Genomic DNA, 23,980 nt, shown 5'->3' with positions numbered 1-23,980 from the left:
GAAAATGTTTCAATCCGGCCCCTTTCTCGGGGCCGGATCGCAGGCAATATGCTGCCGAATGTTACAACAGGTCGGGCGGGGTCGCCGCCTGCGACAGCTCATTTGTTACAGCCTCAAGCGATTGAACCTGCGTCTGTTTCTCACCCAGTCGCCGAACGCTGACCGTTCGCTCGTCAACTTCGCGATGACCAACGGCCAGAATGATCGGCACTTTGCCAACTGAATGTTCGCGAACCTTGTAGTTGATTTTCTCGTTGCGAATATCAGCTTCGGCCCTGACACCTGCGGCGCGCAGCGTTTCGACGACCTCGGCGACGTACTCGTCGGCCTCGGACGTGATCGACGCGACGACGACCTGGCGCGGTGCCAGCCAGAAAGGCAGTTTGCCAGCGTGTTCCTCGATCAGAATGCCGATGAAACGTTCAAACGAACCCAGCGTTGCACGATGCAGCATGACCGGGCGGTGTTTGCCACCATCAGCACCAATGTACGAGGCGTCCAGACGTTCGGGCAGGACAAAGTCCACCTGATGCGTACCACATTGCCAATCCCGGCCAATGGCGTCGGTCAGCACAAACTCAAGCTTCGGACCGTAGAACGCCCCTTCACCGGGATTGAGTTCCGGCTCGATGCCAGCCGCACGCGTCGCGCTGAGCAAGGCAGCTTCGGCCTTGTCCCAAACCTCATCCGATCCCGAGCGTTTTTCTGGGCGATCCGAGAACTTGACAGAGAAGTTTTCGAACCCGAGATCTTTGTAAATCTCGGACAGGAACAGAATGAACGCGGCAGTTTCAGATTCGATTTGATCTTCGGTGCAGAAGATATGGCCATCATCCTGGGTAAACCCGCGTACGCGCATGATGCCGTGCAGCGCGCCCGAAGGTTCGTACCGGTTGCATGACCCGAATTCGGCCATGCGCAGAGGCAGATCGCGATAAGATTTCAGACCCTGGTTGAAAATCTGCACATGACAGGGGCAGTTCATCGGTTTCAAGGCGTTGACTGCCTTTTCCCGCGCATGTTCTTCGTCAACTTCGACGATAAACATGTTTTCTTGATACTTGTCCCAGTGCCCAGAGGCTTCCCAGAGCTTGCGGTCTACGACCTGAGGCGTGTTGACTTCAACGTACCCGCCCTTGCGCTGCTGACGACGCATATAGTCCTGTAGCTGCGTGTAGACAGTCCATCCATTCGGATGCCAGAAGATCTGCCCGGGGGCCTCTTCTTGCATGTGGAACAGGTCCATCTCACGGCCCAGTTTTCGGTGGTCGCGCTTGGCAGCTTCTTCCAGCATATGCAGGTGCGCTTTGAGTTTTTCCTTGCCGGTAAACGCCACGCCGTAGATGCGTTGTAGCATGGCGCGGTCACTGTCGCCGCGCCAATAGGCACCGGCGATGGACATCAGTTTGAACGCGTCACCAGGCAATTGGCCGGTATGCTGCAAATGAGGTCCCCGGCACAGATCCTGCCAGTCGCCATGCCAATACATGCGCAACGGTTCATCCCCGGGGATGGCCTCGATCAGCTCGACCTTATAGGGCTCGTTGTTTCGGGTATAGAAATCGATCGCGCGCTGACGGTCCCAGACCTCGGTGGTCACGGGATCGCGTTTGTTGATGATTTCCTTCATCTTTTTTTCGATCTTGCCCAGATCTTCGGGCGTGAAGGGCTCGGCGCGGTCAAAGTCATAGTACCAGCCGTTTTCGATCACCGGGCCAATGGTGACCTTGGTGTCGGGCCAGATTTCCTGCACCGCACGTGCCATCACATGCGCCAGATCGTGGCGGATCAACTCGTTCGCCTGCTCTTCGTCCTTCATGGTGTGAAGCGCGATCTGCGCATCGGCCTCGATGGGCCATTGCAGGTCCCAATGCTGGCCATTCACAGTGGCCGAGATCGCCTTTTTGGCGAGCGAGGTCGAGATATCGGCAGCCACCTGCGCGGGCGTCACGCCTGCGTCGTAGGATCGGGAATTGCCATCGGGAAAAGTAAGGGAGACTGACTGTGCGTCCAAAGCCATGGTTGGCTCTCCTCGTCGGTTTGGCGCCCACTGAACGCCCGGTTGCGGGTTATGTGTGTTCGGCTCATGTGGCAGGTGGAGGTGTCTGTGTCAAGGGTCGGAGCGAGGGGCGCTGCCCCTCGCGCTCCCGGGAGTATTTCGGAAAAGATGAAGTTGGAATTGCGAGTGCTGGGCAGTCGTGCATGATGTAGGAAAAAATCGGAGAGGGATCATGGCAGAGGCGGATTTTCTGGAAACACCACAAGGGCGGCGGCTGGCTTATCACAAAAGCAAGGGGGCGGCGCCGACCATCGTGTTTCTGGGTGGGCTGAAGTCGGATATGGAAGGCACCAAGGCAGTTCATCTTGAGGCCTGGGCGCAGGCGCGCGGGCAGGCGTTTCTGCGGTTTGATTACTCAGGTCATGGGGAAAGTTCAGGAACATTCGAGGAAGGCAGTATCGGCGACTGGCATCAGGACACGATTGCGGCTGTTTCTGACCTGACGGACGGGCCACTGGTGGTTGTCGGCTCGTCCATGGGGGGGTGGCAAGCGCTGTTGTTGGCTAAGGCACTTCCTGAACGAATTGCGGGCATGGTCACGATCGCGGCCGCACCGGACTTTACTGAAGACGGGTACTGGGCGTCGTTCAGTGATGAGCAGAAGGAAACGCTGGAAACTGTTGAGTCGGTCGAGCTGCCTTCGGACTATATGGAGCCCTATGTCATCACCAAGCATCTGATCGAAGACGGGCGACAGCAACTGGTGTTGCGGGACGCGCTGAACCTGCCGTTTCCGGTTCGGTTTCTGCAAGGCACGGCCGATACGGCGGTGTCGACCGAAACGGCGGTACGGCTGCTGGATCACGCGGCCGGGCCCGATATGCGGCTGCTGCTGGTCAAAGATGCCGATCACCGCTTTTCAGACGAGTGCTGTCTTGAGATGATCGAGGATGCGATTTTGGACGTCATCGGGACTGAATGATGCGGGTGCTGGGATGGATCATTCTGGCCGTGCTATTGCTTGCGGCATTGGTTTACCTGTTCGGCCCGCGTGAGCAGGTCGATCTGAAGCCGACCTTCGAACCTCGTAAATTCGGCGAAGGCGTGCAGGTCTATTTCGAGTCAGTCGAATCCGCCTATGACGATATTAGGCCCGGCGTGCAGAAGCGAGTGATCTGGCAGGCGGATTTCAAAGAGCGCCGGACGCCGTACTCGGTTCTGTATGTGCATGGGTTTTCAGCCACTTCAGAAGAAATCCGCCCCGTACCTGACAGGATCGCCGAGGCGCTGGGGGCCAATCTGGTCTACACCCGGTTGCAGGGTCACGGCCGGACCGGAGCAGCCATGGCCGAGGCGACAGCTTCGGGGTGGATGCGTGATATGGCCGAGGCTCTGGCGGCGGCGCGCGCAGTGGGGGATCGTGTGATCGTCATATCAACCTCGACCGGTGGAACATTGGCTGCTGCCGCCGCTGTCGACCCTGACCTGAGTGACGGGGTTGCGGCGATGGTCATGATCTCTCCGAATTTCGGCGTGAACACCGCTGGAGAATGGCTGCCGACATTGCCATGGGCCCGGATCTGGTTGCCGATGCTGATGGGGCAGGAGCGGACTGCCTCGGCCACAAATCCGGAACAGGGCAGGTTCTGGACCCTGACCTATCCGTGGGAAGCCGTGGTGCCGATGTCCTCGCTGGTCTACGCGGTGCTGGGACTGGACTTTTCGCAGGCGCGGGTGCCGACGCTGTTCTGGTTTTCCGATCAGGATCAAGTTGTGCGCCCCGAACGGACTCATGAGATCGCCGCAGCATGGGGTGCGCCGTCCGAGGTTCATCTGGTAACGATGGGGCCGGGGGACGATCCGTCGTCGCATGTGGTAGCCGGGCGATTGATGTCGCCGGGGCAAACCGATGCGACGGTTGCCGGAATACTCGAATGGCTGGCTGAACAAGGAATAGAGTAGCGATCTGATGCGTAAACCGGCCAGCATGTGGAGCCTTGAAACCCTGGGACGGGTGCGTCTGTCCCGGCACTTTTACATGCGGGATTTTCTGTATTCCGAGATCGGCAATTTCCACCAGGTGCAGAATATTCCCGACAATCCGAACCTCGCGATCGAGACTGGCCGGGTGTTTTGCGAAACCTTGCTGGACCCGCTCGAAGAAACCTTTGGTCGCATCGCTGTGCGCTCGGGCTATCGCTCGCCGTCGCTGAACCGGTTCGGGAATGAAAACAAGCTGAACTGCGCGCGAAATGATAATCCGCTGGAATGCCACATCTGGGACCGGGGTGTGGGTGATGCAAGGATCGCCGGCGCGTCGATCGTCGTACCCTGGTTTGCAGACAGGTATGAACAGGGGCGCGACTGGCGGGATTTGGCCTGGTGGATGCACGACCATCTGGACTATTCCGAGATCTGGTTTTTCCCCAAGCTCTGTGCGTTCAATCTTGTTTGGCGGCCAAATCCTCTGCGCCGGATCGACAGCTATATTGCACCACGCGGATGTTTGCTGCGCCCGGGCGATGAGCCCGACGAAGCGGTGGAATTGCGGCAAGCCCGATACGCGGATTTCCCGGAGTTTCGAGGGCTTGAATACCCCTGAACTTTCCCTTGCCCATCGGGCGCAAAACTCTCATCCTGCTAGGTAACAAGGACGCAAGAGACGTCAGATTTCGGAGGTTCAGCGTGATCGAGCCGCTGGTTCTGCTGCCCGGACTCATGAGCGACGCGCGGCTGTTTCGCCCGCAGATCGAGCGTTTGTCGCGCAGCCGGTCTGTCATGATCGCACCTTTGCTGGAAGGCGATCGGGTGGAAGAGATCGCCTCGGGCCTTTTGGATGTTCTGCCGCATCGTTTTGCCTTGGCTGGCCAAGGGCTGGGCGGGATGGTGGCTCTGGAACTGATCCGGCGGGCACCGGACAGGATCACGCGTTTGGGTCTGATTGCGACTGACGGGCAGGCGGATACGCCCCATATGGCTGCTGGACGAGAGGACCTGATCATTGGTGCATTGGCGGGGCGGCTTGAAGACGTAATGCGCAAGGCTGTTGGGTCGGACACTCTGGCACCGGGTCCCCAACGTATTCCAATTCTAAACGACGTGTTGCGCATGGCCAAAGAGTTCGGCGCCGATCACTTTGTGCGTCAGATGCGCGTACTACAAAAACGGCCGGATCAACAGGGAACTCTGCGCCGAATCAACGCGCCCACCCTGATCCTGTGCGGCGCTCATGACACGCTGACGCCGCCAAAAAAACATGCGTTCATGGCTGAGTTGATCCCCGGCGCCAGTCTGGTCGTGCTCGACGATGCTGGGCATTTGCCAACGTTGGAAACCCCCGAGGCCGTGTGCGACGCGATCGAAGGTTGGTTGCAGATACCGGTGCGCTTTCGCTAGTCGTAGAGCGCTGCGCGCTGTTCTTTGGTCAGAATGACGGGGGTTGCAACGGGCGCGCCGGTTTCATGGTCGAAAAACGGTGTTTGCTTCCAGCGCCCAGAGACGCGCGACTTGGCGACGCGCGAGAACAGTCCAACAATGCCGTGCCGCAGACCGTGATGGGATTGCTTGCCCTCTGGCCCGGGAACAAACCCACGGACCAGCACCGGCCCGAGTTTTTCGGGGTTGCGCATGCGTTTGGTGATGAAACCGATAAAGGGAAATTTCGGGCTCCGCGTGCTTGTGCCCAGCGGCGCGTTGCAGCATGTCGCATACCAGCGCAGCATGCCCTTGGGGCTGAGCTGCATGAGCCCCAAATGCTCGCCCCCTGAGTCGAACACGATATCTTCAGGTGTGGTCTGTAGAATGTCGACCGGGCCAGGGGCCGGATCGGGTTGTTGAAAGTAAATCTGCGCAGCGCGGCAATCGTGGCAATAACACTCCACATGAGTGCCTGATTTTACGCCCGCTGCAGTGATGCGACCCTGAATTGCGCCGCAGGTGCAGGAAAAGGCAAGGTCAGTTGTCTGATCCTTGCCCATACCCGTCAGGCAACCTTGTTGTTATTGGCCGCGCGGCGGCGCGGTTTGCGGCTGTTTTCGTTCATGAAATCAATGACAAGCGGACGGATGTTGTCGCGCCAGCTGCGGCCTGCGAAGATGCCGTAATGCCCGGCACCGGGTTCAACATGGCTGGCCTTCTTGCTGTCTGGCAGACCGGTGCACAGATCCAGCGCTGCGATGCATTGACCGGGTGCCGAGATGTCGTCGTTCGCCCCCTCGACGGTCTTGACGGCAACATCGGTGATCTTGCCGATATCGACCTTGTGACCGGCGACAACGAACTCATTCCGGGCGATTTCGCGGTTCTTGAAGATGCGCTCGACCGTCGACAGGTAGAATTCGGCAGTCATGTCCATCACGGCGAGGTATTCGTCGTAGAACCGGTTGTGCGCGTCATGGTCCGAGGCTTCACCCTGAATGACGCGGTGGATCTGGTTCGAGAATGCACTGCTGTGGCGCTCTGCATTCATCGACATGAACGAGGCCAGTTGCAGAAGACCGGGATATACCATGCGCCCGACGCCTTTGTACTTGAAGCCGACCCGTTGGATCATGGTTTCTTCCAACTGCCCCATGGTGACGCGGCGGCCGAAATCGGTAACCTCGGTCGGGGTGGCGTCCGGATCGACAGGTCCACCAATCAATGTCAGCGTGCTGGGTTGCGCCTTTGGTTCAACCTCGGCCAGATAGGCTGTGGCGGCCAATGTCAGCGGAACCGGCTGGCACACGGCGACAACATGTGTATCAGGGCCCAATTCTTTCATGAAATCTACAAGGTATAGGGTATAGTCCTCGACATCGAACTTACCCTCGGACACAGGGATGTCACGCGCGTTATGCCAATCGGTGATGTAAACCTCGCAATTGACCAGCAGGCTTTTGACGGTCGAACGCAACAAGGTCGCATAGTGCCCGGACATCGGCGCCACAAGCAGCACTTTGCGGGGCTGTTCCTCGCGTCCGTTGACGCGGAAATGCACCAAATCGCCAAACGGGCGTTCGATCACGGTGGTGATGTCGACAAGATGGTCTTTGCCGTCTTCGCAGGTGAAGGTGCGGATGCCCCAATCGGGCTTGACGATCATGCGCTGAAAGGTGCGTTCGGTTACCTCGCCCCAGGCCGCCATCCAGTTGAAGGCCGGGTTCGGAACCATCGAAAACTGCGGGTAGGACGCGATGGCACCAGCCGTAGCACCAAGCCATTGGTTGGTGTTTCGAATGGTTTCCATCAGGTCGTAGGTCATCATGTAGCGCATGAAAGGGGCCTCCTAAGTGTCAGCCTGAGAGTTCGGACCATTCGTCGCTTTGCCCCCCGACGCCCACGACGTTATTCTGCATGGCAGCGAAGTTAAGCGGGAATTGTTAAAATGACAACTAGTGAAGGCCAGACGCCCGAAATGACCGACGAACATATTGAACGACTTAAAGAAAATATGGAGAAGGTCGAGGTGCTGTCGAAGCGCCTGATCGAGGTTATGGCCGGAAAAAAGACGCATACCCCCGCGTTGGACGGCCCGAATCAAGAGCTTTTTGCAAAGGCAGCGACGGCGTATTGGTCCGAAGCTTTGCAGAATCCCGCCAAACTTCTGGAACAGCAAATCGAGTTCTGGGGAAAGTCGGTCATGAACTTCGCCGAAGCGCAGCAAGCGTTGACCAAGGGCGAGGTTGACGAGGCCGATACTGCCCCCCGCGACCGTCGCTTTGCCAATCCGCTGTGGGAATCCAATCCCTACTTTCGCTTTATCCGCCAGCAGTACCAGACCAATGCGCAGGCAATCGAGCAGGCTGTCGCCTCGGTCGATGATCTGGATCAGAAAGATATGCAGCGGCTCAAGTATTTCTCGCAGCAGATCGTCGACATGATGGCACCGACGAATTTCCTGGCGACCAATCCCGACGCGCTGGAAAAGGCGGTCGAGACCGAGGGCCAGTCGCTGATCCGGGGTCTTGAAAACCTGGTGTCGGATCTTGAGGCCAACGATGGCGAGTTGGTGGTCAAACTTGCAGATGACTCAGCCTTTGAGATCGGCGGTAACATCGCCACGACGCCCGGCGATGTCGTGTACCGCAACCGGATGATGGAACTGATCCAATACAAGCCGGTGACCGAAACGGTTCACGAAGCACCGATCGTCTTGTTCCCGCCCTGGATCAACAAGTTCTATATTCTGGACCTCAAGGCGCAAAACAGCCTGATCAAATGGGTGACCGAGCAGGGCTATACCCTGTTTGTCGTCAGTTGGGTCAACCCCAATGCGTCTTTCGCTGATGTCGGGATGGAAGACTATATTCAGGAAGGTTTCCTAACCGCAATCGAAGAGGCCAAGAAAATCTGCAAGGTCAAGCAGGTCAATGCGGTCGGGTACTGCATCGCAGGCACGACTCTGAGCCTGACGTTGTCGTTGCTGAAACAGAGGGGTGACAAGTCGGTCAAATCCGCAACCTTTTTCACGACCCTGACGGATTTTGGCGAGCAAGGCGAATTCACACCTTTCCTGCAGAACGATTTTGTCGACGGCATCGAACAGCAGATTGCCAAAGACGGAATTCTGCAAGCTTGGATTCTGGGGCGGACCATGTCGTTCCTGCGCTCACGTGACCTGATTTATACACCCGCAATCCGCAGCTACATGATGGGGGAAACCCCGCCGGCGTTCGACCTGTTGTTCTGGAACGGTGACGGAGCCAACTTGCCGGGCAAAATGGCAATCCAATATCTGCGCGGCCTGTGTCAAAACAACGATTTTGTCGGCGGCGGGTTTGATCTGCTGGGGCACAAGCTGCACATCAAAGATGTGGATGTTCCGGTAATGGCAATCACCTGCGAGACGGATCACATCGCCCGCTGGAAAGATTGCTACCGCGGCGTGCAACAGATGGGGGCAAAGTCCAAAACGTTCGTCGTGTCGGAATCAGGCCATATTGCCGGCATCGTGAATCCGCCGAGCAAGAAGAAATACGGCCACTATACCAACCCAGACATGAAGTCGGACGCAGATGGCTGGCTAAAGGCCGCTGATTTCCACGACGGGTCATGGTGGCCGATGTGGGAAGCCTGGTTAAAAAAGCGGTCCGGCAAACAAATACCTGCACGTGATACGGGCGATTCGGACCATCCCCGGCTGGCACCAGCACCAGGAACCTATGTTCAGGTCAAGGCAACCGATTGATTTCAAAATGAAACTAAAATTATTCTGCGGTGCAGCAAGAAAAAACTTGTAATGCTGCGACGCAGCAATCATATTGCCCTCAAGCTGAAGAAACCCGGGGTGGGCCCGGACCAGCTAAGAGGATTAGAACAATGGCAAAGACCCAAGACTTCACCGCGACCCTGAAAGACATGATGGGCGCGTTCCCGGTTGACACGACCGCTCTGGAAGACGCATTCAAATCGACCGCTTCGCTGAACGAAAAGCTGTCGGGCGTTGCTCTGGACGCAGCTGAGAAATCGGCTGAGATCTCGAACAAATGGACCAAGGAAACCCTGGCCAAGCTGAACGAAATCTCGAAAGCAAAGGCAGAGCCTGCCGACTATGCAAAAGCCGCAACCGACTTCGCAAGCGCGTCGGCCGAAGTTGCTGCTGAAAACCTGGCTGCTTTCGCTGAAATCGCGAAAAAAGTTCAGACCGAAACCGTTGAGCTGCTGATGGCGGCTGGCAAAGACGCTGCAGAAGACGCAACCGCAGCCGTCAAAAAAGCCACCAACGACGTGACTGCTGCCGCCAAGAAAGCAGCAACTGCCAAATAAGGTAAGTCCGCGATCCGCACCTGTTCCTCCCACCGGGTGCCATCGCATTGGGCAGGTCTTTTGACCTGCCCTTTCTTTTTGTTCTGCACTCGCATAATCTCTGCCGCAATGCATCATCCTTGGGGAGGGTAAACGGTGGCAGAAGACGAAAAACCGCTGTTGATAAAACGGTATGCCAGCCGCAGGCTGTATAACACCGAAACCAGCGACTATGTCACGCTTGAAGACATCGCCCGGTTCATCCGTGACGGGCGCGAGGTTCAGATCATCGACCTGAAATCGGGCGACGACCTGACACGGCAATACCTGCTGCAAATCATCGCCGAGCACGAAAGCCGGGGCGAAAACGTACTGCCGGTCAACGTGCTGAATGATCTGGTGCGCAGCTATATGGTGCCCGGCGGTGGGATGATGCCGCAGTTCCTGCAAAGCTCGTTCGAGATGCTGCGGGAAAGCCAGAACAAGATGATGGAAAACATGAATGCGATTAACCCGATGTCTCAGATGCCGGGGTTTGATGCGATGCAGGCGCAGCAGCGGGCATTTTTGAAGGCCATGACAGGCGGCTTATCCGGCAACTGGTCCGGCCCGGACGACGAGGCCGAAGAAAAGGCTGAGCCCAAGGAAGACCTGGACGACATCAAGAAACAACTGGCCGAGTTGCAGCAGAAGCTGTCCAAGCTGAGCTGAAGAATACCATGCGGGTCCTGGCCCTGATTGCCGCGTCGCTTTGGTCGGCGACAGCGTCAGCACAGGGTCAGTTCTCGACGGTTTGGGAACCCGTTTGTACGATGGGCAGTAACGCGGCGGCGGGATGCGAAGACATAAGGGCTCGCGACATCCTTGACGCGTCAGCAGCACCCTGGCGGGCCATTGGCCGGGTGAATTTTGCCGGTCACAGCCGACGATCTCATTGCACTGGTGTTCTGGTATCGGACAGGCTTGTTCTGACCGCAGCACACTGCTTGTACAACGATGCGCGCAAACGATGGGTTCCACCTACGAGCCTGCGCTTTGCCGCCGGGTATCAGCGCGGTGAATACGCTGCGTTCTCGGCGGTCCAATCCTACCGGGTGGCTGCGGATCAGGGGCAGGGCAATCGGTTTGACAATCGGGCGAGCAGAGACTGGGCAGTTCTCGAACTGCAGGAGCCGATTGGGCAGGAGGTCGGGTATCTGCCGATATTACGGCCAGATGGCGAACCGGCATTTGTTGCGGGCTATCCGGGTTTGCGATCGCATGTGTTAAGCCGCACGCCGCCCTGCATGCCCGAACCCCTGTCGACCGACCTGATCAGCGCTATTTGCCCGGTTATGATGGGCGATTCCGGCGCTCCGCTTTTGGTTCAGACGGGAACTGGACCGGCGGTGGCGGCTATTCTGTCACGCATCGCGCCGACCCCTGAGGGGATCAACGCGATGTTTCTTTCGACGGAACTATTCGATCTAAGTGAACGGTAGTTTTCAGGTGCCGTAAACCGGCAAGGGGCCGGTCACTTCGGCAACCGAGGCCAGCAGAATATCCGCGATCACGTCCAGTTCTTCGCGGGTCAGACGCACGGGTAAGCGTACATCGCAAGCGTTCATCAGCATCGCCCGGGTGTTCGGCAGCTCGACCTGCTCTGGCAGGAACTGCCAGTTCCAAAACGCACGGGCATTGTCCTCGCTCAGACCAAAGACCTGTACCTTGACCCCACGCCCTTCGGCGGCAGCAGCGAAGGACCGGATATCGGCCTCATCCATACCGACCAGATTGAACTGGATCGAATCGGGCGCGCGCTGCTCGGGGGCAAGCGGGTCCGGGACATCGATATGAGGCGATCCGTTCAGGCGATCCGCAACATAGTCGTGATTGGCCAATCCGTCCCGCACCCGGCGGGCAAGTTCGGGGATCTGAGGGCGGATGACAGCTGCGCTCAGATTGCTCATGCGCAGATTGTACAGAGGCAACTGGTTTTGCCACTTTCCGAATGCCCGCTCCAACTCTGGCGAATTGTCACCATGCGGTCCTTTGTGTTTCTTCCAGTTGTGCTCATACGCGCCAGACATGATCACGGCACGCGCGATCAGATCGGCGTCGTCGGTGATCATGATGCCGCCTTCGCCGGCATTGATCATCTTGTAGGACTGGAACGAGAAGCAGCCCACTTTGCCGATGGTACCGATATTGCGACCATGCCATGTGGTGCCCAGCGAATGAGCCGCGTCTTCGATCACCGGGATATTGCGTCCGTCGCACAGTTCCATGATCGCGTCCATGTCAGACGTATGGCCGCGCATGTGGCTGATGATCACGGCCTGAACACCGTCCAGCTTGGCCTCAAAATCTGCCATGTCGATGCGATAGTTCGATCCGACCTCGCACAGCACCGGAATGCAGTCGGCGTGCACGATCGAGGACGGCACCGCAGCAAAGGTAAAGCCGGGGATCAGAACACGGGCGTCGCGCGGCAGACCAAGTGCTTTGAGCGACAGGAACAAAGCCGCCGAGCAGGATGAAACCGCCAGCGCGTATTTTGAGCCCAACAGCTCGGCAAATTCTGCCTCGAGCAAGGCGACCGGTGCATCCTGCGGCGCGGTGTAGCGAAACAGGTCACCTGACTGCATCAGGGCATCAATGGCGTCACGGGCTGCTGCGGGGATGGGTTCGGCGTCATGAACGTTTGGAGGAAGCGTCATATTTGGTTTTCCCGAATTTTATATTTGGAATATATAAAGCCAGCCGCCAAACAAGCCAAGCCCTGTTTCAGCACCTGGGCGAAATTTCACCAAACTGTCGCAAATTCGGAAATCTGTCTGACCCGAACGCGCGATGTTTCTATGAACAAGAAATTCCGACTATTGAATTCCATGCCGGGCGGGGTTCGCCTAGGGTCTCAGCATGTACATTCTAATTGCCATCATTTTGCTGGGCGCCGGGTATCTGGGTTACCGGTTTTGGTCCAGATCGCAAACCCGGTCGCGCCTGCTGTCAACGCCTTTGACGGACCGGGAGCGCGGGATCATCGAAACAAGTGTGCCAATCCTGCGCAAGCTGCCTGCCGACCTGAGAGCCAAACTGGACGGCAAGGTGAACCTGTTTCTCGATCAGGTCGAGTTTTACGGCTGCGACGGTTTGGAAGTCACTGAAGAGATGCAGCTTTCCATTGCTGCACAGGCTTGCTTGCTGATCGTCAACAGCGACCTCTGGTATGACAATCTGACGACCGTGCTGATCTACCCGAACGCGTTCAAATCCCGGCAGCAAAGGCGCTCGGGCTATGTGGTGACCGAAAAAGAAATCGTGCGCACGGGCGAAAGCTGGGATCGGGGGCCCGTCATACTGTCATGGGCGCACAGCGAACAGGGGGCCTTGAACGATCACGACGGCCAGAACGTGGTGTTCCACGAATTCGCACATCAGATTGACGACCTGTCCGGTGGCACGAACGGAGTACCGATCCTAAGCGAAGGGCAGAGTTTTGCCGAGTGGGAGCGGGTGTTTCTAACAGCCTATGACGCGCATGTTCAGGCTGTTGAACATGGCAGGCATACAGTCATCGACCCCTACGGCGCGACCGGACACGAAGAGTTCTTTGCGGTTTCGGTCGAGGTGTTCTTTGAACGTCCTCGGGCGTTGAAACACGAGGTGCCCGAAGTTTATGACCAGCTTTCGAAACTGTTCCGTCTGAACCCGGTCGACTGGACTTAGCGCGCCAGATTTAGCCGGAACCGCATTTTTGCTTTGCGTTCAGCGGGCAAGTGACGGTTCAGGCGTTTGTTGATCATACCGAAGCCCCAGACAATCACCAGCGTCAGCAGGATGAAGTAGAACGCCAGAATCGGGTAGGGAACAAATGGGTTGAACGTCTTGTCAGCGAAATAGCTGGCATAGTACAGCGCGTCGCCCCGTTGCTGCCAGGCCGGAAAGGCCGAGAAAAACACCAGAGTCGTCGACTGGAAAACAAAGATCGCCTCATTCGTGTAGGCGGGCCAGGCCAGGCGCAGCATCGTTGGCCAGACGATCCGACGGAACCGCGACCAGCCGGTCATGCCATAGGCATCGGCTGCCTCGATATCGCCTTTGGGGATGGACCGCAGCGCGCCATAGAAGATCTCGCCCGAATAGGCCGAGGTGTTCAGGAACAGAACGATCAGCGCCCCCAGCCAGGCCGAGGTGAAGGCGTCGAACATCGGATAGGGTTTCTTCAACGACAGGAAGAAGAAATAGGCGAAGAAGAACTGGATAAAGAGCGGCGACCCGCGGAACAGGAAGATGAACCACTCGGACGGTTTGCGCAGCCATTTGTTCGTCGACGCCTTTCCGACTGCCAGCGCGGTGGCCAGAAAGAAGCCGGTGACCATTGCCATGATGCCGAAATAGATATTCCAGATCATGCCCGAGCCGATCAGCGTGAAATGCTCGCACAGGGTAAAGTCAGTTTTCGGCAGCAGGCGTTCGCCATAGCCAAGCGACCGTAGGCCGTAATCCTGAATCGTCTGGAGGCAGCTCATGCGGTGGTCTCCTTGCGCAAAAGCTCTCCGCCCGAAGTGGCCTGACCGTGGGACAGGCGGCGCATCAGTTTCTCAAGACCGATCTCGGACACGCGGGTCATGCCGAGGTAGAAGATCAGCAAAGCCAGGAAATACCACATACGCCAGTCGCCATGGGGATAGTCGGTGAAGCGCGAGGTTTTGGTGCCGCCCAGTTCGCGCGCCCAATAGACGATGTCTTCGATCCCCAATAGGAACAGCAGCGGCGTGGCCTTGATAAGCACCATCCAAAGGTTTGACAGGCCGGGCAGAGCATAGACCCACATCTGCGGCACAAGAATACGCCAGAAGGTCTGGCGGCGGGTCATGCCGTAGGCCTCGGCCGTTTCCAGCTGCGCATGGGGAACCGCGCGCATGCCGCCGAACAGGACGTTGGCGGCAAAAGCCCCAAAGACGATCGAGAAGGTGATAACCGCAAGGAAGAAGCCATAGGTTTCATGCACCCATTCCGGCGAGGTTCCCAATGGCAGCTTGGCCGCCTGACAGACGATGAAATCATTGCCTTGACGGACAGGATCGGTCCAGTCAGGGCAGAGCACCTTATGGCGCAGCCATTCAAAGCCCTGATCAAGGGCAATCACGAAGAACAGGAAAAAGGCGATATCGGGCACGCCGCGCACGATTGCAATATAGGTTTTGCCCAGCCAGCTAAGCGGCGGGAAATGCGACCGGGCAGCCATTGCCCCTGCAAACCCAAAGCCGAGCGCCACTGGCGCGGTGACGGCCAGGAGGCCCAGAACCTTGAGGAAAGACAGATAGAATGACCAGTGGACGCCATTGGTCAGATAGCACGAGAACCAGCGGAACGTGCCCAGCGTGTCGGGATCAGCGCAGTATGAGAACATTAGGCGTCTTTCGAACGTCTGGCCCGGCCTCAGGCCCGGCATGTCCGGCGCGATGACGCGCCGGACCATTGGTCGGAAGGCTTAGTTGGTAACGACCGAGCCGTCGCTGTTATATGTCGGAACGCCTTCGCCGAACCACTTGACGATCAATTCGTTCAGCGTGCCGTCCGCTTTCATCGAGGTGATGGCCTCGTCAAATTTACCGCGCAGTTCTGCGTCGGATTCGCGGATGCCAAGGCCTATGCCACCGCCCAGCGGTACGTCATCGCCAACAAAGACCAGTTCGCCGCTCGATTCCTCGACGATCGGAACCAGGAAGTCCTTGTCCGCAAACACAGCGTCTGCTTCGCCGTTGCGCACAGCAGCGATGGTTTCTTCTGGGGTCGCGAACTCAACCAGAGTTGCGCCCGATTCAGCAACGTGACCGGCCTGAATGGTAGCGGTCTGCGCTGCGATGATACCGCCGCTCAGGTCTACACCATCCGATGCGCCGACATAGGCCGATGCTGCGGGCGGGAAGTAGTTCTGGGTGAAGTCGATGACCTCATCACGCTCATCGGTGATCGACATGCCTGCGATGATGGTGTCGTAGTTTCCCGAGACCAGGTTCGGAATGATCGAATCCCAGTCGTTCTTGACCCATTCGCAGTCCAGACTGGCGCGTTTGCACAGCTCATCACCCACTTCACGCTCGAATCCGTCGATTTCACCGGCGTCATTGATGAAGTTGTACGGAGGGTAGGCACCCTCGGTGCCCATGCGGACGGTATCGGCCATGGCCATGCCAGCGGTCAGCGCAAATGCTGCGGTGGTCAGAATCAGGTTTTTCATTGGTTACTCCCCAGTTTGGTTCTGTCCTGATGTTATGCCGCCTGAGTGGCGGAGAGAAAACCCTGAAGCCGCTCGGATTCAGGGGTGGTAAAGATGTCTTCCGGCAGGCCTTCTTCTTCAATGAGGCCCTGGTGAAGAAAGACAACGTGGCTGGAAATATCGGCGGCCATTTTCATGTCATGGGTCACGATGATCATGGTGCGCCCTTCAGCAGCCAGATCTTTGATTACCTTGATCACTTCCTGTTCAAGTTCGGGATCAAGCGCTGAGGTGGGTTCGTCAAACAGCAGTGCCTCGGGTTCCATGCACAGACCGCGCGCGATAGCGGCGCGCTGTTGTTGGCCACCAGACAACTGCGCTGGGTAGACATCGCATTTGTCGCCTATGCCAACTTTTTCCAGATACTTGCGGGCACTGTCCTCGACTTCTGCCTTGTCGCGGCCAAGGACTGTCACGGGGGCCTCCATCACGTTTTGTAGGATGGTCATATGCGCCCACAGATTGAACTGCTGAAACACCATCGACAGGTTGGTGCGGATGCGCAGCACCTGCTTGGGATCAGCGGGACGACGGTTGAGATGACTGCCGGTCCATTGCACCGGCTCGCCCTTGAACAGAATCTCGCCCTGTTGACTGTCCTCCAGAAGGTTGCAGCAACGCAGCAGCGTCGATTTTCCGGAACCGGATGATCCGATCAACGAGACCACGTCGCCGCGATGTGCCGTGATATCCACGCCCTTGAGGACTTCGAGATGTCCAAAGCTTTTGTGTAGGTTTTTGATCTCGATGACGGGAGCGGTTTCTGTCACGGGCAGTCTCGGGCTGGTTGGTATTGGTGCGGTACTAGGGCTGAAAAAACGGACCAATGCAATGCGCAAATGACAAGATCAAGGGTCGAATCCTCCGAATTGGTCAAACCGTCTAATCAAAACCGTCAGTTTGGCGACGTAATTGCCTTTGGATCGGGCGGATTGGGGATGCAGAGGTATTTTTCCGGCGCTATCTCCACCAACCCTCTAAGGTGCAGCACCCGCCGGTCGGCTGGCGACAAACCGTCTATCGCGGTGTCAACGGCGTGCGCAACCTGCACCGCATCCTGACCCAAACCTGTGATATAGGGCAGGGCGGGTGTGGGCGTGGTGCTTTCGACTTCGCGCAGTTTTTCACCCAACCGTGTGTGTTCACAAAGCAATGCCCAGGTCAGCGCGTCCAGCGACGCGACGTCAGCGCGCCCGTCTGCCACGGCTTGCGCCGAAAGCGCGTGTCCGCCGGTTTCCAGCAGCCGGTTGGGCCTAAGTCCCAGTTCAGCAAGATGCGTGATCGGCGCAGCCCATCCGGACTGGGACATGCCTTCATTATAGGCAAAAACACCCGAGATCAGGCATTGCAGTTCGCGGGCATCGTCTTGGCGGGCCACAAAGACCGAGCGGTAGTGGCCCGGCGGGCATCCGGGCAGGCCGTAATCGGGCGTCCCAACCAGTTGGACATGCCCGTGCAGCCGCGTTCGGTAGGGCATTCCGCAGGTCTGCGCAAAGACCAGCGACGGGTCTTGCCAAATGTCCCAAACATCGCGGTCGCGGGTCAAATGATCGGGGCCGAACCCCAGCGCGTCGCGGATCAGTGACCAGAAACGATCATTGACCTCCTGCGTCGCGGGCATATCGTACATGCCCAATGCGGCGATCACGGTTTGGCGGCCTTTTGCCGGGCCAGAGCCGAATCCACATCACTGACACCCAGCAGACTGACGACCAGCCTCAGCAGCGAATCCTCTTCCTCGGACCGGTGTCCATCAGCGAGAGCCACTGACCACATGGCCTGAACCACGGCCAGACGGTCGTCATAGGCCACGGCCTCTTTTATGGCACGGGTAAAGCGGACGGTGTCGGGGGCCTCGGATTCGAGGTCTTCGGCACGGGCGCGCAAAGCGGCGGCCTCGAACGGGGACAGGCCATAGCGTTCGGCCGAAATACGGTCGATCCGCGCCATCTCGGTATCGGCATAGTCGTTGTCGGATCGGGCTATTCGAACCAGCAGGGCGGTCAGGGCCAAACGGGCGTCGTCTTCGACAAGCGGATCGGGCTGCGGCTGCGTGAGCCGGGACAGGAAATCACTGAACATGCGTAAGATATAAGCCCGGCTTAGCCGGCTTCCAAGCGCGATTGCACGCGCTCGCGCGCGGCTTTGCTGTCATTAAAGCTCAGCCCCATGGCAATACGGGCCTCTTCGACGATCTTGACTTCGCCTTCATCGGTGTTGCCATCGGCAAGAACAACCTCCCACAGCGCGTCCAAAGCGGCCAGCCGTTCCTTTTCGCCGGTCGTTTCGCGGATAAGCTTGCCGAACGTATCGGTTTCGGGGGCTGCCGCATGCAACTTCTCACAGGTCGCGCGGACCTTTGCGGCCTCGATCGCGTTGTGCTCGTAGAGCCGGGCGAGGATACGGTCGATCAGGCTGATTTCTTCCAGCTTGTAGTCGCGATCTGCCTGCGCAACGCGCACCATCAATGCCCCCAGGGCCAATTCAGCGTCCGGGTCTGGCAGATTGTCGTGCTGCGGTGGGCGAAATGCCTGAAAGAGCTTTTTCAACATGGGGTCAGGTTATTCCATATTTTGTGGTCCGCCAAGCCAGGTCTACCCGTCATAGCCCTGTATGATCACAAGATCGCCGGTCGCAACCGGATCGCGCAGGGCTTTGGCTTGCTGATACTCGGCGCTTTCATAGCAATCCAGCGCTTGCTCATAGCTCGGAAACTCGATTACGACGGTGCGGGCTCGGGCTTTGCCCTCTTTTACCTCGCGTCCACCGCCACGCACAAGAAATCGCGCACCATAAGCTGCAAATGGGGCGGCATTGGCGGCGATATAGTCTTTGTAGGTTTCAAGATCGTCTACATCGACATGGGCAACCCAATATCCTTTGGGCATTGGCTCTCCTCCTGCGCAATCAGCTGCAAGGTGCGGAGGAACAGGACAGAATGCAATCCCCTAAAAGTGGATCATGCTCCGGTTTGCAACGCTTCGCGCGCTTTATCCTGCAACCACGCAATCATCTGCCGATATGGGACCGGCCCATAGCTGATACGTGCGACCCCAAGCGCGGCCAGAGTCGTGGTGTCGGGCGTCCCTGGCAGAGCAATGATGTTGACCGGCAATTCGGTCGCTTCGCACAAGCGGCCGATCATTGCCTCATCCTTAAGGCCCGGGGCGAAAAAACCGCTGGCACCGGCGTCGGCATAGGCTTTGGCGCGGGCCATGGCCTCATCCAGCATCGCTGTGTCATGTGTTTCCGGGGCGGCTTTCAGAAAAATATCCGTTCGGGCGTTGATAAAGGCCGGAACACCAGCTGCGTCACACCCTTCGCGCATCGCGGCGATCCGAGCAGTCTGCGTTTCGATGTCATAAAGGTCTTTTGTTCCAACGATCTGATCTTCGAAGTTAAAGCCGATGACGCCGGTACCTAACGCGCGACGCACATTGGCCGCGATACCGAATGCGTCCTCGGCATACGCTCCTTCAAGGTCCATAGAGACGGGCAGGTCCACCGCATCGACGATGCGGTGGACGTTGTCCAGCGCCAGGTCAAAGGGGATATTTTGTCCGTCTGAGTAACCCTGCGCCATCGCAATCGGAGCACTGCCCGTCGCAAGCGCCTTGGCGCCGGCGTCGCGCACAGCAGCGGCACTGCCGGCGTCCCAGATGTTGTAAAGGATGACCGGGTCGCCCCTTTTATGAAGGGCAGCAAAGGCTTCTGCGCGGGTGGTTTGATCGGTCATGGCCGGTCTCCTGTCGCTGATATGGCGGCAGTTAACCGTGCAAACTGTCGGTGCGTAAAGACATTTCGCACCGACTGGTACAATCCTGTACGTGGCCCGAGATCAGACCAGCCGCGAGGTGTCTTTCGCAGCGCGCACAAACTCGCGGAACAGGGGGTGCGGCTCAAAGGGTTTGGATTTCAGTTCCGGGTGGTACTGAACGCCGATGAACCACGGGTGGTCGGACCATTCGACAATCTCGGGCAGGCGACCATCGGGGGACATGCCCGAGAAGTTGAGGCCAGCCTTTTCCAGTTTGTCACGGTATTTGATGTCGACCTCGTACCGGTGACGGTGGCGCTCTTCAATCGCGGTGCCGCCATAGACCTCGGCCACTTTCGATCCATCCGCCAGAACCGCATCATAAGCGCCCAGACGCATGGTGCCGCCCTTGTCGTCGCCGACTTTGCGTTCAACCTTGTGGTTGCCCTGCACCCATTCCTTGAGGTGGTAAACCACGGGCTCAAAACGCTTTTTTCCGGCTTCGTGGTCGAACTCTTCCGAACCCGCCTCGGTGATGCCTGCGGCGTTGCGGGCGGCTTCGATGACGGCCATTTGCATGCCCAGACAGATGCCCAGATAGGGCACTTTGTGCTCGCGCGCGTATTGCGCCGCCTTGATCTTACCTTCGGTGCCGCGTTCGCCGAACCCGCCGGGAACAAGGATCGCATGGAATCCTTCCAGATGAGGCGCAGCGTCTTCGGTGTCGAAGACCTCGGCATCGACCCATTCGATCTTGACGCGGACGCGGTTGGCCATGCCGCCATGGGTCAGCGCCTCGGCAATCGATTTATAGGCGTCTTCCAGCTGGGTGTATTTGCCGACAATGGCGACCTTCACCTCGCCTTCGGCATTGTGGATGCGGTCGCTGACGTCTTCCCATTTCGCCAGGTCAGGCTTGGGGGCAGGGCTGATTTGGAATGCGTCCAGAACCGCCTGATCCAAACCTTCTCGGTGATAGGCGAGCGGCGCATCATAGATGGTGCTAAGATCCTGCGCAGCGATCACGCTGTCGGGGCGGACGTTACAGAACAGCGCCAGTTTCTCGCGTTCCTTGGTCGGAATCGGGCCTTCGGACCGGCAGACCAGAATGTCGGGGGCCAGACCAATCGAGCGCAGTTCCTTGACCGAGTGCTGGGTTGGCTTCGTCTTCAACTCGCCGGAGGCTTTGATATAGGGCAACAGCGTCAGATGCATGAACAGGCACTGTCCGCGCGGCTTGTCCTGGCTGAACTGGCGGATCGCTTCAAAGAAGGGCAGGCCTTCGATGTCGCCCACGGTGCCGCCGATTTCGCAGAGCATGAAATCAACCTCATCCTCACCAATGGCGATGAAATCCTTGATCTCGTTGGTGACGTGCGGGATCACCTGAATGGTTTTGCCGAGATAGTCGCCACGGCGCTCTTTTTCCAGCACGTTGGAGTAGATCCGGCCAGAGCTGACCGAGTCGGTCTTGCGCGCGGCCACGCCGGTAAAACGTTCATAGTGACCAAGGTCCAGATCGGTTTCGGCCCCGTCATCGGTCACGAACACTTCGCCATGTTCAAACGGCGACATGGTGCCAGGATCGACGTTCAGGTAGGGGTCAAGCTTGCGCAGACGCACCGAATATCCCCGGGCCTGCAGCAGCGACCCTAACGCCGCAGAAGCCAGTCCTTTGCCCAAGGACGAAACCACACCACCAGTGATGAAAATAAAACGCGCCATGTTTTTCGGCTGCTCCCGTGAGACGTCATTATCTGCTGCCCGGCGGCTTGAAAAAACCGCAGCACCACGGGACTTCATATATAAAGGATTCGCGCCAACAGCGCAAGAGAACCGCAAGATGCTGTTGCAGCTCTCTTTCAGGTTTCTAGGTTTTGTGGCTTAGTCGGCCTGCGGGATCAGTGGCGCGTTGTCGCCCTGTGCGGGTGGCAACAGGTCATCTGCCGAAGGAACCGCCGGATTCGCGTCTTCGGTTGCAGCCGGTGCCGGAACGCCCAGACGGTCAATGACCGAGCTGCCCGAGGATTTCTGCGCCGCCAGAATGGTCAACGTGATCGACGTCACGATGAAACATGCCGCCAGGATCCAGGTCAGCTTGCCCAATGCGGTCGCTGCTGCACGGCCAGTCATGGCGCCACCGCCACCGCCGCCCATACCAAGGCCACCGCCTTCGGACCGCTGCATCAGGACAACGGCAATCAGGCCCAGAGCCAAAAGAAGGTGGATAATGAGAACGACGTTTTCCATGGTGTTCCTGTAGGGCGTGGCGTGTATCGCGTGGTACTTATGCAAGTTTGCCAGCGGGGGCAAGGGAGGAGTTGCCATCAACTCTGCTGATGTATCCCATCACGTCAATGAGAGTGGACTCGGTGGCCGTGAATGTCGCAGTCTGCGGGCTATGCCACATGACGATCCCGACCATCCGCACGCCTTGTTGCCACCTGAACCTGCATTGCGCGTCAAGGCGATTGAAACGATTCTTGTCCGCAAAGGTTTGGTTGATCCGGCGGCTCTGGAAGAGATCATCGACACCTATCAGAACAAGATCGGCCCGCAAAATGGTGCGCGCGTTGTCGCCAAGGCGTGGAGCGATCCGGATTTCAAGTCCGCTCTGCTACAAGATGCGACACCGGTCGTTGCCGATCTGGGTTACTACGGCCGACAGGGCGAGCATATGGTCGTCGTCGAAAACACGCCCGAACGGCACAACATGGTCGTTTGTACGCTGTGCAGCTGCTATCCGTGGCCGCTTCTGGGAATTCCGCCGGGATGGTACAAATCCGACGCCTACCGCGCCCGCGCCGTGCGCGAGCCGCGCAAGGTTCTGGCCGAATTTGGCATTACTTTGCCCACAGAAACATCGGTTCGCGTCTGGGACTCAACGGCCGAGATTCGCTACCTCGTCCTGCCCATGCGACCCCAAAACACCGAAGGTTTGTCAGAAGATCAACTGGCCGCGCTGGTAACCCGTGACAGCATGATTGGTACGGGTCTGCCAAAGGTGCCCTCATGACCCGCGTGCATGACATGGGTGGTCGTTTCGGGGATGGCGCGGTTAATCCCGAATCTGAAGATGCCACGGTCTTTGATCAGGACTGGCACGCTCGCGCGCTGGCGGTCACGCTCGCTTCGGGGTTTCTCGGGCAGTGGAACATCGATGTCTCTCGCCACGCCCGTGAGAGGTTGTCGCCCAAGGATTACACCCGATTTTCCTACTACGAAAAATGGATCTCCGGTCTGGCCGATCTTTTGGTCGAAAACGACGTCCTCACCTTGGATGATTTGCGGGGTGAAGGAGGCCGAGGCGCGCACGCCCTTGCCGGAAGAATGCTAAAGGCAGACGCCGTAGCCGCCGCGTTGGCAAAGGGTGGGCCGGCGGACCGGCCTTCGGACGTTGCAGCGCGGTTCACGGCCGGGCAGGCGGTTGTCACGAGCCGTTCAGCGGCGAACCGTCTTGTCGATGGCGGCCACACGCGCCTTCCTGCCTATGCCGCTGGCGCCAGAGGTCGAATCCTGCGCCTGCACGGGACCCATGTCTTGCCGGACTCAAATGCGCACGGGCTGGGTGAAGCGCCAGAACCCCTTTACGCGGTCGCATTTCCGGCCTCAGAGCTCTGGGCCGCGCCCGAGCATCCTGACGACGAGGTCGTGCTGGACCTTTGGCAAAGTTATCTGGCACCGGCATGAGCAACTGTGAATTCCATTCTGCCCCGGAACCTGCTTTCGCCGACCCTTGGCACGCGCAACTGTTCGCCGTCACCGTCGCGCTGCATGAAACCGGGCAGTTTAGCTGGCCAGACTGGGCAGCACGGTTTTCTGCAACATTGAAGCGTCACGGCCTGGACCGCGATCTGGATGGCGGCGACGACTATTTCTATGCATGGCTGGAAACGCTGGAGGCGCTTATGGCCGAGCAGGGTGCCGCCGATCCGCGTGATATTCGCGCCCTGCGCGCGGCTTGGGAACAGGCATATCTGACCACTCCGCACGGCAAGCCTGTTCGCTTGCCGCAAGGGTAGAAGGGCCAACCCCCGCCGCCCGTTTCGGGAGACTCCCCGCAGGATATTTTCGGCCCGATGAAGCCAGGGGTTCCGCTCTTCATCTGGCCAAAAATATCCCCGCCGGTGGCATTGCCCCGAACGCGCGATTTTCAGATGCGGCGAAATAGCGGTTTCCCTGTCGTTTCTACGTCGCTATACGAGCCGGGTTTGATCACTCAGCACGAAAA

The 23,980-nt window shown here is 58.2% G+C and carries 27 protein-coding genes; 12 read left to right on the top strand and 15 right to left on the bottom strand.

Annotation, left to right across the window (positions count from 1 at the left end; genetic code table 11):
• Positions 1–61: 61 nt before the first annotated feature.
• Positions 62–2,020: a threonine--tRNA ligase gene (gene thrS, locus ACR0LX_RS04355; RefSeq protein WP_480782711.1), complete on the bottom strand. Its 1,959-nt coding sequence runs from the start codon at positions 2,018–2,020 to the stop codon at positions 62–64.
• 211 nt (positions 2,021–2,231) lie between these two features.
• On the opposite strand from thrS, the gene ACR0LX_RS04350 reads away from it, so the two are divergent.
• From ACR0LX_RS04350 to ACR0LX_RS04335, 4 genes are all read left to right on the top strand, one after another.
• Entirely contained in the window at positions 2,232–2,981 is a 750-nt protein-coding gene (locus ACR0LX_RS04350; RefSeq protein WP_480782710.1) for an alpha/beta hydrolase, read from the top strand.
• Entirely contained in the window at positions 2,981–3,961 is a 981-nt protein-coding gene (locus tag ACR0LX_RS04345) for an alpha/beta hydrolase (protein ID WP_480782709.1), read from the top strand. Before ACR0LX_RS04350 ends, ACR0LX_RS04345 begins: the two co-directional genes overlap by 1 nt.
• 25 nt (positions 3,962–3,986) lie before the next feature.
• Complete coding sequence (locus ACR0LX_RS04340) at positions 3,987–4,601, top strand: hypothetical protein (RefSeq protein ID WP_480782901.1); 615 nt, start codon at positions 3,987–3,989, stop codon at positions 4,599–4,601.
• 83 nt (positions 4,602–4,684) lie between these two features.
• A complete protein-coding gene (locus ACR0LX_RS04335; RefSeq protein WP_480782708.1) occupies positions 4,685–5,395 on the top strand; it encodes an alpha/beta fold hydrolase in 711 nt (236 codons plus the stop codon).
• Here ACR0LX_RS04335 and ACR0LX_RS04330 read toward each other — a convergent pair.
• Together ACR0LX_RS04330 and phaZ are read right to left on the bottom strand one after the other, a co-directional pair.
• Positions 5,392–5,976 carry a DUF6151 family protein gene (locus tag ACR0LX_RS04330; RefSeq protein ID WP_480782707.1) on the bottom strand — a complete coding sequence of 195 codons (585 nt, stop codon included), beginning with the start codon at positions 5,974–5,976 and terminating at the stop codon, positions 5,392–5,394. The genes ACR0LX_RS04335 and ACR0LX_RS04330 overlap by 4 nt on opposite strands.
• A 5-nt stretch (positions 5,977–5,981) precedes the next feature.
• Positions 5,982–7,253 carry a polyhydroxyalkanoate depolymerase gene (gene phaZ, locus ACR0LX_RS04325; RefSeq protein ID WP_480782706.1) on the bottom strand — a complete coding sequence of 424 codons (1,272 nt, stop codon included), beginning with the start codon at positions 7,251–7,253 and terminating at the stop codon, positions 5,982–5,984.
• A gap of 111 nt (positions 7,254–7,364) precedes the next feature.
• Here phaZ and ACR0LX_RS04320 point away from each other — a divergent pair, with 111 nt between their 5' ends.
• The 4 genes from ACR0LX_RS04320 to ACR0LX_RS04305 all read left to right on the top strand — a co-directional run bounded on the left by ACR0LX_RS04320 (position 7,365) and on the right by ACR0LX_RS04305 (position 11,205).
• A complete protein-coding gene (locus ACR0LX_RS04320) occupies positions 7,365–9,167 on the top strand; it encodes a PHA/PHB synthase family protein (RefSeq protein ID WP_480782705.1) in 1,803 nt (600 codons plus the stop codon).
• A gap of 131 nt (positions 9,168–9,298) precedes the next feature.
• Positions 9,299–9,745, top strand: coding sequence for a phasin family protein (locus ACR0LX_RS04315; protein ID WP_480570670.1), 447 nt, complete (start codon positions 9,299–9,301; stop codon positions 9,743–9,745).
• 135 nt (positions 9,746–9,880) lie between these two features.
• Entirely contained in the window at positions 9,881–10,435 is a 555-nt protein-coding gene (gene phaR, locus ACR0LX_RS04310; RefSeq protein WP_480782704.1) for a polyhydroxyalkanoate synthesis repressor PhaR, read from the top strand.
• An 8-nt stretch (positions 10,436–10,443) separates the two neighbouring features.
• Positions 10,444–11,205, top strand: a complete 762-nt coding sequence (locus ACR0LX_RS04305; protein ID WP_480782703.1) for a trypsin-like serine peptidase — start codon at positions 10,444–10,446, stop codon at positions 11,203–11,205.
• 3 nt (positions 11,206–11,208) lie between these two features.
• Here ACR0LX_RS04305 and ACR0LX_RS04300 read toward each other — a convergent pair whose 3' ends face one another.
• Positions 11,209–12,423 carry a DegT/DnrJ/EryC1/StrS family aminotransferase gene (locus ACR0LX_RS04300; RefSeq protein WP_480782702.1) on the bottom strand — a complete coding sequence of 405 codons (1,215 nt, stop codon included), beginning with the start codon at positions 12,421–12,423 and terminating at the stop codon, positions 11,209–11,211.
• Positions 12,424–12,625: 202 nt separating this feature from the next.
• On the opposite strand from ACR0LX_RS04300, the gene ACR0LX_RS04295 reads away from it, so the two are divergent.
• Positions 12,626–13,435, top strand: coding sequence for a M90 family metallopeptidase (locus ACR0LX_RS04295; protein ID WP_480782701.1), 810 nt, complete (start codon positions 12,626–12,628; stop codon positions 13,433–13,435).
• Here the strand turns inward: ACR0LX_RS04295 and ACR0LX_RS04290 are convergent.
• The 11 genes from ACR0LX_RS04290 to secG all read right to left on the bottom strand — a co-directional run bounded on the left by ACR0LX_RS04290 (position 13,432) and on the right by secG (position 21,999).
• On the bottom strand, positions 13,432–14,238 hold the full coding sequence (locus ACR0LX_RS04290) for an ABC transporter permease (protein ID WP_480782700.1): 807 nt from the start codon (positions 14,236–14,238) through the stop codon (positions 13,432–13,434). The genes ACR0LX_RS04295 and ACR0LX_RS04290 overlap by 4 nt on opposite strands.
• Complete coding sequence (locus ACR0LX_RS04285) at positions 14,235–15,122, bottom strand: ABC transporter permease (RefSeq protein ID WP_480570652.1); 888 nt, start codon at positions 15,120–15,122, stop codon at positions 14,235–14,237. Before ACR0LX_RS04285 ends, ACR0LX_RS04290 begins: the two co-directional genes overlap by 4 nt.
• A gap of 81 nt (positions 15,123–15,203) precedes the next feature.
• Positions 15,204–15,953 (bottom strand): transporter substrate-binding domain-containing protein, encoded by a 750-nt coding sequence (locus ACR0LX_RS04280; RefSeq protein WP_480570649.1) that lies wholly within the window; start codon positions 15,951–15,953, stop codon positions 15,204–15,206.
• Between the two features lie 32 nt (positions 15,954–15,985).
• Positions 15,986–16,762 carry an ABC transporter ATP-binding protein gene (locus tag ACR0LX_RS04275; RefSeq protein WP_480570646.1) on the bottom strand — a complete coding sequence of 259 codons (777 nt, stop codon included), beginning with the start codon at positions 16,760–16,762 and terminating at the stop codon, positions 15,986–15,988.
• Between the two features lie 125 nt (positions 16,763–16,887).
• Positions 16,888–17,640: a phosphate/phosphite/phosphonate ABC transporter substrate-binding protein gene (locus ACR0LX_RS04270; protein WP_480782699.1), complete on the bottom strand. Its 753-nt coding sequence runs from the start codon at positions 17,638–17,640 to the stop codon at positions 16,888–16,890.
• A complete protein-coding gene (locus ACR0LX_RS04265; protein ID WP_480570640.1) occupies positions 17,637–18,074 on the bottom strand; it encodes a tellurite resistance TerB family protein in 438 nt (145 codons plus the stop codon). The genes ACR0LX_RS04270 and ACR0LX_RS04265 overlap by 4 nt, the downstream gene beginning before the upstream one ends.
• A gap of 20 nt (positions 18,075–18,094) precedes the next feature.
• The gene (locus ACR0LX_RS04260; RefSeq protein ID WP_480782698.1) at positions 18,095–18,544 is read right to left on the bottom strand and encodes a tellurite resistance TerB family protein; all 450 of its coding nucleotides are present in this window, start codon (positions 18,542–18,544) and stop codon (positions 18,095–18,097) included.
• A gap of 42 nt (positions 18,545–18,586) precedes the next feature.
• Positions 18,587–18,880 (bottom strand): DUF1330 domain-containing protein, encoded by a 294-nt coding sequence (locus ACR0LX_RS04255; protein ID WP_480570634.1) that lies wholly within the window; start codon positions 18,878–18,880, stop codon positions 18,587–18,589.
• 71 nt (positions 18,881–18,951) lie between these two features.
• Positions 18,952–19,728 carry an isocitrate lyase/PEP mutase family protein gene (locus ACR0LX_RS04250; RefSeq protein ID WP_480782697.1) on the bottom strand — a complete coding sequence of 259 codons (777 nt, stop codon included), beginning with the start codon at positions 19,726–19,728 and terminating at the stop codon, positions 18,952–18,954.
• 102 nt (positions 19,729–19,830) lie between these two features.
• Complete coding sequence (locus tag ACR0LX_RS04245) at positions 19,831–21,474, bottom strand: CTP synthase (protein ID WP_480570629.1); 1,644 nt, start codon at positions 21,472–21,474, stop codon at positions 19,831–19,833.
• A gap of 159 nt (positions 21,475–21,633) precedes the next feature.
• On the bottom strand, positions 21,634–21,999 hold the full coding sequence (gene secG / locus ACR0LX_RS04240; protein ID WP_480571154.1) for a preprotein translocase subunit SecG: 366 nt from the start codon (positions 21,997–21,999) through the stop codon (positions 21,634–21,636).
• Between the two features lie 151 nt (positions 22,000–22,150).
• Here secG and nthA point away from each other — a divergent pair, with 151 nt between their 5' ends.
• Genes nthA through ACR0LX_RS04225 form a run of 3 tightly spaced genes read left to right on the top strand, consistent with a single transcriptional unit; the run spans position 22,151 to position 23,771 of the window.
• Entirely contained in the window at positions 22,151–22,765 is a 615-nt protein-coding gene (gene nthA / locus ACR0LX_RS04235) for a nitrile hydratase subunit alpha (RefSeq protein ID WP_480782696.1), read from the top strand.
• Complete coding sequence (nthB, locus tag ACR0LX_RS04230) at positions 22,762–23,439, top strand: nitrile hydratase subunit beta (RefSeq protein ID WP_480782695.1); 678 nt, start codon at positions 22,762–22,764, stop codon at positions 23,437–23,439. Before nthA ends, nthB begins: the two co-directional genes overlap by 4 nt.
• The gene (locus ACR0LX_RS04225; RefSeq protein WP_480782694.1) at positions 23,436–23,771 is read left to right on the top strand and encodes a nitrile hydratase accessory protein; all 336 of its coding nucleotides are present in this window, start codon (positions 23,436–23,438) and stop codon (positions 23,769–23,771) included. Before nthB ends, ACR0LX_RS04225 begins: the two co-directional genes overlap by 4 nt.
• Positions 23,772–23,980 lie beyond the last annotated feature (209 nt).

The sequence above is a fragment of the Ruegeria sp. CH11 genome, from assembly GCF_056537105.1.
Note: the sequence above shows the minus strand (reverse complement) of the source record. Positions and strands in the feature narration are given on the sequence as shown.